A 14,360-nucleotide genomic window follows, 5' to 3' on the forward strand; every position below is an offset into this window, starting at 1 on the left:
GCGAGGAGGAGACGTGGCGGGCAGCAGGGGGACGTCGGGCAGTGGGGCCCGGGGAGGCGACGGCCCGCCGCGGCGGGCGTCGGAGAGCCGGACCGGCGCGGCCGCCGGTGCGCCCGGGACGGCCGGGACCGCGTCGGTGCGCACCTTCCCCGACCGCGGCGAGGCCGGCGACGGGCTCACCCAGCGGCAGCGGCGCGTCCTCGAGGTGATCCGCGACTCGATCGAGCGACGCGGCTACCCGCCGTCGGTGCGCGAGATCGGCGAGGCCGTCGGGCTCTCGTCGGCCTCCTCGGTGGCCCACCAGCTGAGCGTGCTGCAGAAGAAGGGCTGGCTGCGCCGCGACCCCAACCGGCCGCGGGCGCTGGACGTCCGGCTGCCCGGCGAGGTCCCCGGCGCGCCGGCACCGACCGCCGCGACGGCCGGCGGCGCCGACGAGGCCCCCACCCCGACCTACGTCCCGCTGGTCGGCCGGATCGCCGCCGGTGGCCCGGTGCTCGCGGAGCAGGCCGTCGAGGACGTCTTCCCGCTGCCCCGCGAGCTGGTCGGCGAGGGCACCCTGTTCATGCTCCGGGTCAGCGGTGACTCGATGGTCGAGGCGGCCATCTGCGACGGCGACTGGGTGGTCGTGCGCCAGCAGCCGACGGCGGAGAACGGCGAGATCGTCGCCGCCATGATCGACGGCGAGGCGACGGTGAAGACGTACAAGCGGCGCGACGGGCACGTGTGGCTGCTGCCGCACAACCCGGCGTACGAGCCCATCCCCGGCGACGACGCCACCGTCCTGGGCCGCGTGGTCACGGTGCTGCGCCGGGTCTGACCCGTGCCGGTCTGCCGACGTGTCGCGGGACCGGCACGAGGCGGCCACCGAAGCCCGGAGGGTCGGCGGCCGCCTCGTGTGGCGGCCGGGTCATCGGCGCCTATAGTCGCCGTCCCGCTTCTCGAAGAAGGCCCGTAGCGCCTCCTGGTGGTCGTCGGTGCGGAACATCTCCAGGAAGCGTTGGGTCTGCAGCGCCTGCCCCTCCGCGAAGTCCATCTCGATGGCCTGCGTCACCGCGGATTTCGTCACCTCGACCGACAACGGGGCCCGCGTCGCGATCCGCTGGGCCTTGGCCAGCGCGGCCGGCATCAGGTCCGCCGGTTCGTGCACTTCGGTGACCAGTCCCCAGTTGAGTGCCTGCTCTGCGGTGTAGCGCGCCCCGGTCAGCAGGATCTCCTTGGCCGCGCCGAGGCCCACCACTCGTGGCAGCCGCCAGAAGCTCACGATGAGCCCGACGTTGACCCCGGCGGCGACGAAGAAGGCCTCGGTCGAGGCGATCCGGATGTCACTGCAGAGAGCGAACTCCAGGCCTCCACCCACCGTGGCGCCGTTGATCGCTGCGATGACCGGCGCACGGAAGTCCTGGACGCCGTTGAGCACCCTGCCGAACTCGGCCAGGTAGTCGGTGAGCTGCTCGTCGGTCATCGACTGGTCCTCGCGCAGCTGAGCACCGGCCGTGAACGCCCGGCCCTTCCCGGTGATGACCAGGCAGCGGACGTCCTCGTCGGCGTCCAGGATGTCCAGCGCCCGCATGAACGACCGCCGGCTCTCCCAGCTGAAGGTGTTGGCCGGCTCGCTGTCGAGCGTCAGTACGGCGATGTGCGGGGTCTCGTACCGCAGGTGCACTCCACTGCCGAGATCCGGGACGGTGGCGGTCATGCGGCTTCCTCCGGGGGTGTGTTGAGGGCGACGGACGGGGAACGGCGGCGACGCCGGGACGGCGACTCGCCGGGTCTGCTGTCCAGCAGCCGCATCGCGATCACGGTGACCACGATGTTGATCAGCAGGATCACAACCGAGAGCGCACCGACGCGCTGGTAGAGCGACTCGCTGGCGAGGTTGTAGAGGACGGTCGCGACCGTCGGGTTGGCACCGGTGTAGAGGAACACCGACATCTCCAGCTCGCGGAACAGCAGGACGAAGTTGAGCAGCCCCGCCGCCAGCAGGGACGGTCGGAGCAGGGGCACCGTGATCCGGCGCCAGGTGCGCACCCACGACGCACCGAGGCTCCGCGACGCCTCCTCGACCTCTGCGCCGATCTGGCCCATGCCGGCGTGCACGTAGGCGTAGGACAAGGGCAGGGCGCTGCCGGCGTAGGCGATGAGCAGGATGGTGAGCGTGCCGCCGAGCCCGAACGGCGTGCCGGCGTAGGCGATGATCAAGCCGATTCCGAGCACGGCACCGGGGAAGGCCAGCGGTGCCGCCATCACCGGGGCGATCAGGGCGTTGCTGTGCGCCCGCGTCCGGTGCGCCAGCCATGCGGCCAGGAGCGCCACGGCGAGCGCCAGCACGGTCCCGCCCACCGCGAGCACGAAGCTGTTCCCCATGGCAGCCGTGATCAGGGGGCGGCCGAACACTTGCTCGTAGTTCCCGGTGAGGGTGAAGTTGTCCCAGCCGAGCGGCCGCCCGAGGGCCTCGCGGAAGGACGTCACCAGGAGCACGCCGAACGGCAGGACGATGCTCAGCAGCACGACGGCCGAGCAGAAGGTCAGCCCGAGCGCCCGACCGCCAGCACCGAGACGGGTGACGTCCTGCTGGCCGGGCTTGCCGCCGATGACGGTGAACCGCTTGCCGCCGGTCAGCCAGCGCTGCAGCACGAGCAGGCCCGCGATGATCACCAAGATCGGCACGGAGATGACCGCGGCCGCCTCGATGCGGGGCGGGAACTGCATCAGGCTCAACAGCACCGTGGGGATCGTCTGGAACCCCACGGGCGCACCCAGGATGGCCACCGGACCGAAGATGACCGCCGCGCTGACGAACACCAGGATGGAGCCGGCGATGAGCGCCGGCGCGATCACCGGGAACGTGACCGTGCGCAGCACCCGCCAGCGCGACGCGCCCAGGCTGGCAGCCGCCTGCTCCAGGGCCGGATCGATGCCCTCCAGCGCCGCCGACACCGGCAGGAACACCAGCGGGTACAGGAAGAGCGAGAGGACGAAGACGATCCCCCACGGCGTGAAGATGTCGAACGGGGCCTCCTCCAGGCCGAACAGACCCATCAGCGCCGTGTTGAGCAAGCCGTTGCGGGGCCCCAGCAGCAGGATCCACCCGAGCGCGGCGATGAAGCTCGGCGCGGCGAACGTGAGGACGGCGCTGCCGCGGAAGAAGCGCCGCAGCGGCATGTCCGTGCGCACGGCCAGCCATGCCACGGGCAGGCCCAGCAGGAGGCTGCCCACCACCGTGCCGGCGGCGATCCACAGCGAGTTCAGGATGGCCCGCACCAGGTCGGGTTCCTGACCGAGCAGCGCGTAGTTCCCGAACGTGAACCCGCCGTCATCGGCGACGAAGCTCTGGCCGAAGACCTGGGCGATCGGGTAACCGATCAACGCCAGGACAGCCACCGCCCAGACCAGTCGCATGCCGCGGTCGAACCACGCCGTGCCGCGGCGGCCGCCGGCGGGGGGCCCGCCCCGCCGGTGCGAGGGAGCCGTCCCCGCCGCGTCCGTGCCGGACGCGGCGGGGACGGCAGGGGTGCTCACCGCCATGGCCGACCCCGCGGTGCGGCGAGCACGGCTGCGCCGGCCGAGTACGCGGCGACCGTCCGCGGCGCGGATCCCGGCCGGGGGTCCGGGTACGCCGGTGCGGGACGCCTCATCGGTTGAAGAGCTCCGCGAACCGGGCGGTGACGTCCTCCCCGCGGGTCGAGATCTCCTCGAGGTTGGTGGTCAGCAGGGTGGCGTCGGAGAGGTCGGCGGCCTCCGGGGGCTGCGGGCCGTCGACGAGGACACTGCGCCCGCCCTGCTCGGCCAGCGCGGCCTGGAAGTCCTCGCAGAGGTGGTACTGGACCACCAGCTGGGCCGCATTGGGGTGCGGGGCGTCGGCGAGCATCGCGAGCTCGGAGGTGAACGTCGGCACGCCGTCCTCCATGTAGGCGATCGCCAGCGGCTCTCCCTCCTGGGCGGCGCCGATCACGGCCGACTCGATCGCCGGGATGCCGAGGTCGGCCTCACCGGTGAGGACGAGCTGCGCCAGGGCCAGGCTGCTCTCGGTCACGGCGACCTGGCGTTCGGACAGCTGCTGGAGCCACTCCTCGCCGTGGAGTTCGGTGAGCATGGTGTAGTGGGCGAGGGCGGTTCCTGATGCGCCGGGGTCGGACGTGACGATCGCGCCCGGGTACTCGGCGGCCAGCTCCGTCCACGTGGTCGGCAGGTCGGCAGCGTCGGTGGTCGCGGAGTTGTACATGATGCCCAGCGGCACCAGGCTGTACGGCACCTGCGGGGTCGCCGGGTCGTCCAACCCCTCGATGATGTCGTCGGCGTTGGGCACCTCGGCATCGGCGATGACGCCCTCGTCCGCCCACTGCTGCATGGTTGCCGGGTCCGTGAGGCTGACCACGTCGGCGTTCAGGGAACCGCTGGCCAGCTCCGCGGAGATCGAGTTGGCGATCGCGCCCGAGTCCTCGCGGGTGAAGGTGATGTCCAGGCCGAACTCCTCCTGCACCTTCTGCTGCAGCAGTTCCAGCCCCGGCCGCGTGTGGCCGCCGCCGTAGACGACGGCGCCCCCCTCCTCCTGCGCGGCGGCGACGAGTTCCTCGCTGATGCCCTCGCACGTGGTCGCGCCCCCGTCGCCGGCGGTGGCCGCGGCGCCGGTGGAACCGTTGCCACAGGCGCTGACGAGGACGGCGGCGGTCGGGACGGCGAGACAGGTGAACAGGCGACGGGACAGGGGCATCGCGGACACAGGGCCTCTTCTCGGGTGGTGGGCGGGCGGGCCGGGGGAGGTCGAACGGTGCACGCCGGTCATGCAGCGCACCGGCCTGCGGGCGGTGGTGCGGACCGGGAGGCGTCGGGGACCGTGACCGGGGGCTCAGCGACAATCGCCGCCGCGTCGTCGGCTACGTCGAGGTGGACGGCGTCCCCGATGCCGAACCGGCCGGCGCTCGGTCCGGTCGCCTTGACCGGCGCGGCCACCCCAGGCAGGGCGATGGAGTACTGCACGTGGTCCCCGAAGAAGAGCGCCTCGAGGACGCACCCGCCGTCGGTCGCACCCGGCGCGGTGGGGCGTAGTCGCAGGTCCCCCGGGCGGACGGACACCGCCACCTCCACTCCCGGCTGCACCGGCAAGCCGGCCGGGAGTGGGGCGGTCGCGGAGATCCCCGCCGGCAGCAGCAGCGGCACGACGTCCCCGGTCGGGCTCCCGCTCACCGTCGCGGGCAGCAGGTTGGTGGCCCCGAGCGCCCGCGCGACGAAGCTGGTCCGTGGCCGCCGGTAGACCTCCTCGGGGCTGCCCACCTGCACGATGCGGCCGGCGTGCATGACCACCAGCCGGTCGGCCAGCGACAGCGCTTCAGCCTGGTCGTGGGTGACGTAGACCATCGTCACGCCCAGGGAGCGGTGGATCCGCTTGATCTCCGACCGCATCTCCTCGCGGAGCCGGGTGTCGAGGTTCGACAGCGGCTCGTCCAGCAGGAGCAGGGCCGGGTCGTTGACCAGCGCGCGGGCCAGCGCCACCCGCTGCTGCTGTCCACCGGACAACTGGTGGGCGTAGCGCTCGGCCATGCCGTCGAGCTGGACCATGCTCAGGGCCTCGTCCACGCGGCGCCGGACCTCCGCACGCCCGGCCCCGGCCGTCGTCGGGCCGTACCCGACGTTCTCCCGGACGCTCAAGTGCGGCCACAGGGCGTAGCTCTGGAAGACCACCGACATCCGCCGGCGCTCCGGCGGCACGAAGACGCGGGCGCCGACGAGGACCCGGTCGCGCAGCCGGATCTCCCCACTGTCGGGCCTCTCGAAGCCGGCGATCATCCGCAGGCACGTGGTCTTGCCGCAGCCGCTGGGCCCGAGCAGGACCACGGCCTCCCCCTCCTCGATGCTGAGGTCGACGTCGTCCACGACCGGCGCAGCGCCGAAGCTCTTGGTCAGTCCGGACAGCACGAGGTGAGTCACGCCGAGACCTCCGTCGGCTCGAGTGGGGTGCGGTCGGCCCCGGGCCGGCCGGTGCGGTCGTCGGCCGGGGTGCTGAACAGCACCCCGGCCGCCAGCAGCTCGTCGATCTCCGCATCGGGTACGCCGGCCTCGGCGAGCACCTCCCGGCTGTGCTGGCCGAGGAGGGGGGCCGGACGGCGGACGGTGGACGGCGTTGCCGACAGCTTCACGGGCGCGCCGATGTGGCGGACGCGGCCCATGCGGGGGTGGACGGTCTCCACGAGCATCTCCCGGGCCTGGACCTGCGGATCGGCGTACACCTGCTCGATGTCGTAGAGCGGCCCGGTGGGGACGCCGGCCGCGTGCAGCAGGTCCAGCCACTCGGCGGTGGGGCGCCGGCGCAGCCGGGTCGCCAGCTCTCCGGAGAGCTCGATCCGGTGAGTCATCCGGGCGGCGTTGTCGGCGAAGCGCGGGTCGGCCGTCAGACCGCCGTCCCCGAGCACGGAGCACAGACGCTCCCAGTTGCGCTGGTTGGCCGCTCCGATCGCAATCCACCCGTCGGCCGTCGGGAGAGCCTCGTACGGCGCCGACAGCCGGTGAGCCGACCCCATGGGCCGGGCAACGTCACCGGTGGCGAAGAACATCGCCGTCTCCCAGACGGTGTAGGCGACGCCGGCCTCCAGCAGCGAGGTGTCGACGAACTGCCCCTCGCCGGTGCGCAGCCGGTGCACGTACGCGGACAGGACCCCGTAGGCCGCGAAGAGGCCGGCGTTGAGGTCACAGATGGGGACGCCCACCTTGGCCGGCGGCCGTCCCGGCTCGCCGGTCATGCTCATGAGGCCGCTCATCGCCTGGGCGACCAGGTCATAGCCACCTCGCCCGGCGTAGGGACCGGTGGCCCCGAACCCGGAGATCGAGCAGTAGACGAGGCCGGCGTTGAGCTCGCGCAGGGCCTGCTGGCCCAGCCCGATGCGTTCGAGCATCCCTGGTCGGAAGTTCTCCACCAGGACGTCGGCGCCCCGGACCAGCTGCCGGACGACGTCGACGCCGCGCGGGTCCTTGAGGTCGACCGCGATGCCGCGCTTGTTGCGGTTCATGGCGTTGAACGCGGGCGAGACTTCCACGTCCGACCCCCGTGACATGCCGCGGGTGTCGTCCCCGCCGTCCGGGCGCTCGACCTTGATGACGTCAGCGCCCATGTCGGCCAGCAGCATCGAGCAGTAGGCCCCGGCCATGACCTGGGTCACGTCGACGACCCGCACGCCCTCGAGGGCCCGCGGGGAACCTGGGATGAGCACCTGGGTCTCCAGACTGTTGTCCCCTGTGCCACCGTGTGGAACGATTTGCCGCACAGTGGCACGACTGTGGCGTCGGCCACAGTAGGGAGCACGAAGAGTGACGTCAACCACATGAGAAGCGTCTCCGTCGCCCTTGCGGTCCTGGAGGCGGTCGCCGAGCGTCAGCCGGTCGGCGTGAGCGAGCTGGCCCGCGCCATGGAGCTGCCCAAGTCGACGATGCAGCGCATGCTGCTCACCCTCGGCGAACTCGGTTGGATCCGGGCCGGGGCCGAGGAGCCGACGCGTTGGTCGTTGACCTCCAAGGCGATGTCCATCGGCTCACGGCACCGCGGCGACGACGAGATCCGCCGGGTCGCCCTGCCGGCAATGCACGCGCTGTCCGCGGCGACTGGGGAGACGGTCCACCTGTCGGTGCTCGAAGAACGACGCGTCGTCCTGATCGAGAAGATCGAGAGCATCCACCCGGTGCGGACGCACACGACGATCGGCAACAGCGCACCGCTGCACACCACCGCCTCGGGCAAGGCGATCCTGGCGGCGATGCCGCAGGCGCAGGCTCGCGCACTGCTCAGGGCACCGCTCGAGGCCCTCACCGAGCGCACCCAGACCGACGTCCCCACGCTCTTGGAGGAACTGGGGCGGGCGCGGGAGGACGGCTACGCGGTCACCGTGGGCACGCGGCACCCCGAGATCGCTGCGGTGGGCGCGGCGGTCCTGGGGGCCTCGGGGCTCCCGGTGGCGTCACTGAGCCTCTCGCTCCCCGTGCACCGGTTCCCGGAACAGTCGTGGCCCGACCTCGGCGAACAGGTCGCCCGGGCCGCCGCGGAGTGCAGTCGCGAGCTCGGCTGGCGCCCGGCCTGACCTCAGGCCCGCCGGCGGGACAGCCTGCCGGCCAGCCAGACGAGCACACCGGCGACCGCGGCCGCGACCAGCGCGGTGGCGACCGGCGGGATCCCCCCGTCGGCGTCGGCGCCCGCGGGGGCACCGTCGGCCGGCGGCGCGCCCGCCGGCGGTGCCGCGGCCGGCAGCGGGACCACGGTGACGTCGCCGGGCAGACCCTCCCCCGCGACCAGGAGCGCCGAGGAGTCCGCGGTGAAGGCCACCGCCTCGCCCTGCGGAGTGGCGGGCAGGGCGACCCGGAGGGGCTCCCCCGCCAGCGCCCCGGCGACGTCGGAGCCGGTCAGCGGCCACACGTAGGCGTCGGTGTAGGTGCGCAGCGCCACCGAGCGCCCGTCGGGGGAGACCGCGCCACCGGTGACCATGAGCTGCCCGGCCCGCCCGACCGGGCCGCCCGGCGTGCCGGTGAGGAGGAGGTCCACGCCGGCGACCTCGGTCAGGCCCACCGTGGCGTCCTCGACCAGCGCCGACACCGGCCGCAGCACCGCGCTCGCGCCCAGGACCTCCTTGGTCACCAGGTGGGGCGTGCCGTCCGGGGCCAGCAGCAGCGCCTCGACGTCCCGGGGCCGGTCGGGGTGGGCCAGCCGGTACACCGAGGTGCTCCCGTCGGGGCGCAGGGCCAGCAGGGCGACCGTCGTCCGCACACCGGTGTTGTCTCCGGTGTCGGCCAGCCAGACCGTGCCGTCGGCGCCCACCGCGAGGTCCTCGGGGTCGTAGGGGTCCACCGGCGCGGACCGGACGGCGACGACCGCGCACGTCCCGTCGAGCTCGAAGACCTGCAGGCCGTCCCCGCCGTCGTTGTGCACCAGCAGCCGGTCCCCCACCTCGGCCAGGCCGGACACCTCCGGCAGCCGCGGGTCGGTGATCTGGCAGCGGGTGGCCGGCGGCGCCGGCGCGGCGGCCGCCGCGCCGGGGAGGGCCACGGTGAGCAGCAGGGTCAGCGCCGGGCCGGTCACCGCCACCCGGTGCCGGGCCCGGGCGCGGTCAGCCGGAGGACCGGGCGGTGCGCGCACCCGCCCAGCGTGGCAGCACCACGTCGTCCAGCGCGTGGACCACGCCCAGCAGCAGGACGCCGACCGCTGCGCCGACGACCGCGTCGGTGACCCAGTGGAAGTCCAGGCAGACCATCGCGACGCCGGTGGCCACCGGGCCGGCGACGCTGAACACGAGCGCGGTGCGCTGCACCCACGGGGCCAGCCGGTGCTCCACGACCTGCCAGCGGGCGACCCCCCACATGAGCACGGCGTTGGCCACGTGCCCGGAGGGGTAGGAGGCGCCGTCCCGGTGGAAGAAGGACCCGGGGTAGGCCGGCGCGGTGCGGCCGGTGCCGTACTTGAGCGAGTAGACGACGACGGTGAGCAGCAGCAGGGCGAACAGCACCCGCACCAGTGGGACTGCGGTGCGGAACCGCCAGCCGAGGTAGCCGACCAGCCCGGCGAGGACGACGAGGATGGACCCGCGGCCGCCGAGCTGGGTGACCACCCACACCGGCCGGTAGGCGCCGGAGTCCGCCAGCGCCCAGGCGCTGACGACCTCGGAGACCCGCAGGTCCACCCGTTCCAGCACCCCGCCGCCGAGCAGGTCGGCCGTCACCGCGACGGTGACCAGCGCGGACACGGCCAGCAGCCACCCCGGCGGGCGGCCGACGGACACGACCGGGCCGGCCGTGGAGCCCGGCGGGGTGGCACCTGGGCGCCGCCGCACCGCGCCCCGGGTCACGCCGGCCACGGTACCGGGCCGTGACCTGACCGTGACGTCGTCGACCGGGCAGCCGGCCCGATCGGGGGAGCCGGCCCGATCAGCGGAGGCGGCTCAGCCGACCGGTGCGGCGAACCCCTCGAGTGCCGCGGCGAGGGCGCCGTCGACGCGGGCGGCCAGGCGGGTGCCCCCGGCCTCGTGGGTCTCGCTGAGCACCTCGCCGTCCCGGTGCACCCGGGCGACCAGGTCGCCGCGGTCGTAGGGCACCAGCACGTCCACCTCGACGTCGGGGTGCGGCAGCCGGGCCGCGAGGACCTCGCGCAGCTGCTCGATCCCCTGGCCGGTGCGGGCCGACACCCACAGCGCCCCGGGCAGCGCCCGGCGCAGCGTGAGGATGGCCTCCTCGCTCATCGCGTCGACCTTGTTGACCACGACGAGCTCCGGCACCGAGGACGCGTCGATGTCGGACAGCACCACGTGCACCGCGTCGATCTGCCCCAGCGGGTCGGGGTCGGAGCCGTCGACGACGTGCACCAGCAGGTCGGCGGCGGCCACCTCCTCCAGCGTGGAGCGGAAGGCGTCCACCAGCTGGTGCGGCAGGTGCCGCACGAAGCCGACGGTGTCGGTGAGGGTGTACTCGCGGCCGTCCGGCGACTGCGCCCGGCGCACCGTCGGGTCCAGGGTGGCGAACAGCGCGTCCTCCACCAGCACGCCGGCCCCGGTCAGCCGGTTGAGCAGGCTGGACTTGCCGGCGTTGGTGTACCCGGCGATCGCCACGCTGGGGACGGCGTTGCGCCCGCGGGCCGAGCGCTGGGTGGCCCGGGCGGTGGCCATGCCGGCGATCTCCCGGCGCAGCTTGCTCACCCGCGCGCGGATCCGCCGCCGGTCGGTCTCGATCTTGGTCTCACCTGGGCCGCGGGTGCCGATGCCGCCACCGCCGGCGACCCGGCCACCGGCCTGCCGGGACAGCGACTCACCCCAGCCGCGCAGCCGCGGCAGCATGTACTGCATCTGCGCCAGCTCGACCTGCGCCTTGCCCTCCCGGCTGGAGGCGTGCTGGGCGAAGATGTCGAGGATCAGCGCGGTCCGGTCGACCACCTTCACCTTGAGGATCTTCTCCAGGGCGTTCAGCTGGCCGGGGGTCAGCTCGCCGTCGCAGATCACCGTGTCGGCGCCGGCGGCCGCGACGAGGTCGCGGATCTCGGCTGCCTTGCCCGACCCGACGTAGGTGCCGGCGTCCGGCTTGTCCCGCCGCTGGCTCACCGCCTCCAGCACCTGCGAGCCCGCGGTCTCGGCCAGCGCGGCCAGCTCGGCCAGCGAGCGGTCGGCGTCGGCCTGCGTGCCCTCGGCCCACACGCCGACCAGCACCACCCGCTCCAGGCGCAGCTGGCGGTACTCGACCTCGGTGACGTCGGCGAGCTCGGTGGACAGGCCGGCGACGCGGCGCAGCGCGCCGCGGGCCTCCAGGGCGTAGGAGCCGGTCGTGTCGTCGGCGTCGTCGGGCTCCGCAGCCGGTGCGGGCGCGGCACGCAGGGCGCGCTCCTCGGCGTCGGCGAGCACGGCGCGGTTCTGTGCGGTCGTCATCGTCTCCAGCGTGGCAGACCCCAGCACCTGGGGCACCTGAGTTGTCATCACCTGGGGTAACGCCGGGCGGGCCGCGGACCATCCCGGCAGGCGTGGCCGGGTGCGCGCCGGGTAGGGCCGCAGCCGAGGACCCACGACGGCCAGGACCCACGACACCGGACCCACGACGACCAGGAGGCCCCAGGTGACCGAGACCGGCAGCACCCCCGACGAGGAGCTCGACGACCCGGGCCGCGACCCGGTGGGCTTGGACGTGCCGCGCAACCCGATGTCCGGCGGCTTCGGCAACGCCACCGGCGGCACCGACCAGGACACCGGGCAGGGCGAGCCGGAGGGCAGCCCCGGCATCGCCGGGCAGTCGCTGATGCCCGACTCCCCGGAGGAGAGCGGCAACACCCGCGACGGCGGGGACGGCAGCCCCGGCCCCGGGTAGCGGCGGGCTCAGCCGGCCAGCCACTCCTCGGTGAGCTCGCCGGCGGCGACCACGACGGCCGGGCCGGACAGCACCGTCGTCCGCCGGTCGACGGTGACCTGCAACCGCCCGCCGGGGACGTCGACGGTCACCGTGCCGGTCTCCGCGCCGGCCGCCTCCAGCGCGGTCCAGGCGGCGGCGCAGGCGCCGGTGCCGCAGGAGCGGGTCTCCCCGACGCCGCGCTCGGACACCCGCAGCCGCACGTGCGCCCCGGGCTCGAGGACCTCGACGAACTCCACGTTGACCCCGTCGGGGAACAGCCCGGCGTCGACCGCCGGCGCGGAGGTCAGGTCCAGGGTGTCCAGGTCGACGTCGGTGAGGCAGACCAAGTGCGGGTTGCCCATCGACACCGCGCGGCCCAGGAACACCGCGCCGGGGAGCTGCGCCGTGCCGGCGCCGAACGGGCGGGCCGGGCCCATGTCCACCCAGTAGCCGCCGTCGGGCGCGGCACCGACCCGTCGCGGGCCGCCGCGGGTGCCCACCCACACGCCGTCGGCGCACGCGGACCGCTCGACCAGGCCCTCGCCGACGAGCACGTGCAGGAACAGCCGGATGCCGTTGCCGCACATCTCGGCGGTGGACCCGTCGGCGTTGCGGTGGTCCATGAACCACTCGCACCGGCCCAGCGCCTCGCCCAGCACGGCCGGGGCGTCGGGCACGTGCGCGGAGCGGACGACGCGCAGCACGCCGTCCCCGCCCAGGCCCGCGCGCCGCTCGCACAGCCGCTGCACCGTCACGGCGTCCAGCCGGTCCTCCGGCCAGGCGGTGCCGTCGGGGTCGGGCAGGACGACGAAGTCGTTCTCGGTGCCGTGCCCGACCAGCACCCGCCGTGCGCTCACCGGTCCAGCGTACGGGTGGTGATCACCTGCACGGCCGCGTCGAGCAGGTCGGGCCGGGCGGCGTCGAGCCACGTGGTGCCCGCGTCGCGGCGGAACCACGAGCGCTGCCGGCGCACGAACCGCCGGGTGGCGGCCACCGTGCGCTCCCGCGCCTGGTCCGGGGTGAGCTGCCCGCCGAGCTGGGCGAGCACCTGCGCGTAACCCAGGGCACGCGAGGCGGTCGGGCCCTCGCGCAGCCCGTCGGCGGCCAGGGCCTCGACCTCGGCCACCAGGCTGGCGGCCCACATCCGGTCGACCCGGGCGGCGACCCGCTGGTCGAGCTCGGCCGGGTCGCGGTCCAGGCCGACGACGACCGCCGGGTAGTGCGGCCGCGGCTCGGGCAGGGTCGCCCGGAACGGGCCGCCGGTGAGCTCGACGACCTCCAGCGCGCGCACCACCCGCCGTCCGTTCGAGGGCAGGACGGCGGCCGCGGCGGCCGGGTCGACCCGGGCCAGCCGGGCATGCAGGGCGGCGGGGCCGGTCTCGGCGAGCTCGGCCTCCAGCCGGGCGCGCACCACCGGGTCGGTGCCGGGGAAGTCCAGCTCGTCGAGGACGGCGCGCACGTAGAGCCCCGACCCACCGACCAGCAGCGGGAGCACCCCGGCCGACCGCAGCCGGTCGACCTCGGCGCGGGCGAGCCGCCGGTACTCGGCCACCGACGCGGCCTGGCGCACGTGCCAGAGGTCGAGCAGGTGGTGCGGGACGCCGTCCCGCTCGCCGGCGTCGGGCTTGGCGGTGCCGACGTCCATGCCCCGGTAGAGCTGCATCGAGTCGGCGTTGACCACCTCACCGCCCAGCCGGTGGGCCAGCGCCACCGCCAGCGCGGTCTTGCCGGTGGCGGTCGGGCCCACCAGTGCGACCACCGGCGGTGGGCCGCTCACCGCACGACCCAGTCGGCCACCAGGTAGCCGACGCCGAAGGGCGCCTCGTGCGCGTGCAGCCGCCCGGTGACCGCCCGCCCGGCCAGCAGGGCGCCCACCGCCCGCCACGTGGGCACCCCGGCGGCCAGCAGCCGGGCGCCCTCTGCGGCGTCCAGCGCGGCGAGGGCGGCCGCGTCCCCGGCGGCCAGCGCGGCGGCGACCGCGTCGTCGAAGGGCGCCGCGGCGTCGTCCAGGTGCCCGGGGGCCTTGAGCGACCGCCGCGCCGAGCCGTCGCCCACCGCGAGGACGCCGACCGGCCCGGGCAGGTCGGCCAGGGCGTCGCCCAGGTCGTCCGGCCCGACGCCGAGACGCGGGCCGGCGTACCCGGCCTGCTCCAGCAGCCAGGCGCCGACCGTGTGGGCCAGCGGCGTCCGCCGCCCGTCGGCGCGGACCGGGCCGGCGAACGGGACGGCCAGGTCGACGCCGAAGCCGCGCAGGTCCCCGCCGTCGCCCGGCCCGTACCGCCCGCCCGCGCCGACGACCACGACCACCTCCGGGCGGGCCGCCAGCAGGGCGTCGAGCGCGGTCGAGCAGGCCGCCCGGAGCCCGGCGGTGTCCTCCGCGGCCCGCCCGGCCACGGCCGGCACCAGCAGCGGCGGACACGGGCAGAAGGCGACCGCGGACGGCACCGGGCGGCGGACGCCGGAGGCGCCGGGGCGGGCGGGGGCCGGGCTCACCGCAGCAGTCTCCCGGATGCGTCGTGGGAGAC

At 74.8% G+C, this 14,360-nt stretch carries 14 protein-coding genes; 3 read left to right on the top strand and 11 right to left on the bottom strand.

What is annotated here, in order from left to right; translation table 11 throughout:
• Window positions 1-13 precede the first annotated feature (13 nt).
• Window positions 14-817 carry a transcriptional repressor LexA gene (gene lexA, locus RTG05_RS15340; RefSeq protein WP_396349610.1) on the top strand — a complete coding sequence of 268 codons (804 nt, stop codon included), beginning with the start codon at window positions 14-16 and terminating at the stop codon, window positions 815-817.
• A gap of 90 nt (window positions 818-907) precedes the next feature.
• On the opposite strand, the gene RTG05_RS15345 is transcribed toward lexA, so the two are convergent.
• The 5 genes from RTG05_RS15345 to RTG05_RS15365 form a co-directional block, all read right to left on the bottom strand.
• The gene (locus RTG05_RS15345) at window positions 908-1,696 is read right to left on the bottom strand and encodes an enoyl-CoA hydratase/isomerase family protein (RefSeq protein ID WP_166525837.1); all 789 of its coding nucleotides are present in this window, start codon (window positions 1,694-1,696) and stop codon (window positions 908-910) included.
• Window positions 1,693-3,525 carry an ABC transporter permease gene (locus RTG05_RS15350; protein ID WP_396349611.1) on the bottom strand — a complete coding sequence of 611 codons (1,833 nt, stop codon included), beginning with the start codon at window positions 3,523-3,525 and terminating at the stop codon, window positions 1,693-1,695. Before RTG05_RS15350 ends, RTG05_RS15345 begins: the two co-directional genes overlap by 4 nt.
• A 106-nt stretch (window positions 3,526-3,631) precedes the next feature.
• Window positions 3,632-4,711, bottom strand: a complete 1,080-nt coding sequence (locus tag RTG05_RS15355) for an extracellular solute-binding protein (RefSeq protein ID WP_315912581.1) — start codon at window positions 4,709-4,711, stop codon at window positions 3,632-3,634.
• Between the two features lie 68 nt (window positions 4,712-4,779).
• Window positions 4,780-5,925, bottom strand: a complete 1,146-nt coding sequence (locus RTG05_RS15360; RefSeq protein ID WP_166525840.1) for an ABC transporter ATP-binding protein — start codon at window positions 5,923-5,925, stop codon at window positions 4,780-4,782.
• On the bottom strand, window positions 5,922-7,202 hold the full coding sequence (locus RTG05_RS15365; RefSeq protein ID WP_315911933.1) for a CaiB/BaiF CoA transferase family protein: 1,281 nt from the start codon (window positions 7,200-7,202) through the stop codon (window positions 5,922-5,924). The genes RTG05_RS15360 and RTG05_RS15365 overlap by 4 nt, the downstream gene beginning before the upstream one ends.
• 33 nt (window positions 7,203-7,235) lie before the next feature.
• Between RTG05_RS15365 and RTG05_RS15370 the strand changes: the two genes are divergently transcribed.
• Window positions 7,236-8,063 (top strand): IclR family transcriptional regulator, encoded by an 828-nt coding sequence (locus RTG05_RS15370; RefSeq protein WP_166525841.1) that lies wholly within the window; start codon window positions 7,236-7,238, stop codon window positions 8,061-8,063.
• A 2-nt stretch (window positions 8,064-8,065) separates the two neighbouring features.
• Here the strand turns inward: RTG05_RS15370 and RTG05_RS15375 are convergent, their stop codons facing one another.
• The 3 genes from RTG05_RS15375 to hflX form a co-directional block, all read right to left on the bottom strand.
• Window positions 8,066-9,112 carry a hypothetical protein gene (locus tag RTG05_RS15375; RefSeq protein WP_315911934.1) on the bottom strand — a complete coding sequence of 349 codons (1,047 nt, stop codon included), beginning with the start codon at window positions 9,110-9,112 and terminating at the stop codon, window positions 8,066-8,068.
• Window positions 9,084-9,818 carry a phosphatase PAP2 family protein gene (locus RTG05_RS15380; protein WP_315911935.1) on the bottom strand — a complete coding sequence of 245 codons (735 nt, stop codon included), beginning with the start codon at window positions 9,816-9,818 and terminating at the stop codon, window positions 9,084-9,086. The genes RTG05_RS15375 and RTG05_RS15380 overlap by 29 nt, the downstream gene beginning before the upstream one ends.
• A gap of 93 nt (window positions 9,819-9,911) precedes the next feature.
• Window positions 9,912-11,381, bottom strand: a complete 1,470-nt coding sequence (hflX, locus tag RTG05_RS15385) for a GTPase HflX (RefSeq protein ID WP_315911936.1) — start codon at window positions 11,379-11,381, stop codon at window positions 9,912-9,914.
• 184 nt (window positions 11,382-11,565) lie between these two features.
• On the opposite strand from hflX, the gene RTG05_RS15390 reads away from it, so the two are divergent.
• The gene (locus RTG05_RS15390; protein ID WP_166525843.1) at window positions 11,566-11,814 is read left to right on the top strand and encodes a hypothetical protein; all 249 of its coding nucleotides are present in this window, start codon (window positions 11,566-11,568) and stop codon (window positions 11,812-11,814) included.
• A gap of 8 nt (window positions 11,815-11,822) precedes the next feature.
• Here RTG05_RS15390 and dapF read toward each other — a convergent pair whose 3' ends face one another.
• From dapF to RTG05_RS15405, 3 genes are read right to left on the bottom strand one after another with little or no spacing between them, the layout of a single operon-like run.
• Window positions 11,823-12,692, bottom strand: a complete 870-nt coding sequence (gene dapF, locus RTG05_RS15395; protein WP_315911937.1) for a diaminopimelate epimerase — start codon at window positions 12,690-12,692, stop codon at window positions 11,823-11,825.
• Entirely contained in the window at window positions 12,689-13,612 is a 924-nt protein-coding gene (gene miaA / locus RTG05_RS15400) for a tRNA (adenosine(37)-N6)-dimethylallyltransferase MiaA (protein WP_208104603.1), read from the bottom strand. The genes dapF and miaA overlap by 4 nt, the downstream gene beginning before the upstream one ends.
• On the bottom strand, window positions 13,609-14,328 hold the full coding sequence (locus RTG05_RS15405) for a class III extradiol ring-cleavage dioxygenase family protein (protein WP_208104604.1): 720 nt from the start codon (window positions 14,326-14,328) through the stop codon (window positions 13,609-13,611). The genes miaA and RTG05_RS15405 overlap by 4 nt, the downstream gene beginning before the upstream one ends.
• Window positions 14,329-14,360: the final 32 nt, after the last annotated feature.

Origin of the sequence: Geodermatophilus sp. DSM 44513, from assembly GCF_032460525.1 — a bacterium.
GTDB lineage: Bacteria > Actinomycetota > Actinomycetes > Mycobacteriales > Geodermatophilaceae > Geodermatophilus.

Excerpts from the sequence above, each read along its gene's own strand:
- RTG05_RS15345 (WP_166525837.1), bottom strand. The coding sequence starts at position 1,696 with ATGACCGCCACCGTCCCGGATCTCGGCAGTGGAGTGCACCTGCGGTAC.
- RTG05_RS15355 (WP_315912581.1), bottom strand. The coding sequence starts at position 4,711 with ATGCCCCTGTCCCGTCGCCTGTTCACCTGTCTCGCCGTCCCGACCGCC.
- RTG05_RS15350 (WP_396349611.1), bottom strand. The coding sequence starts at position 3,525 with ATGGCGGTGAGCACCCCTGCCGTCCCCGCCGCGTCCGGCACGGACGCG.
- hflX (WP_315911936.1), bottom strand. The coding sequence starts at position 11,381 with ATGACGACCGCACAGAACCGCGCCGTGCTCGCCGACGCCGAGGAGCGC.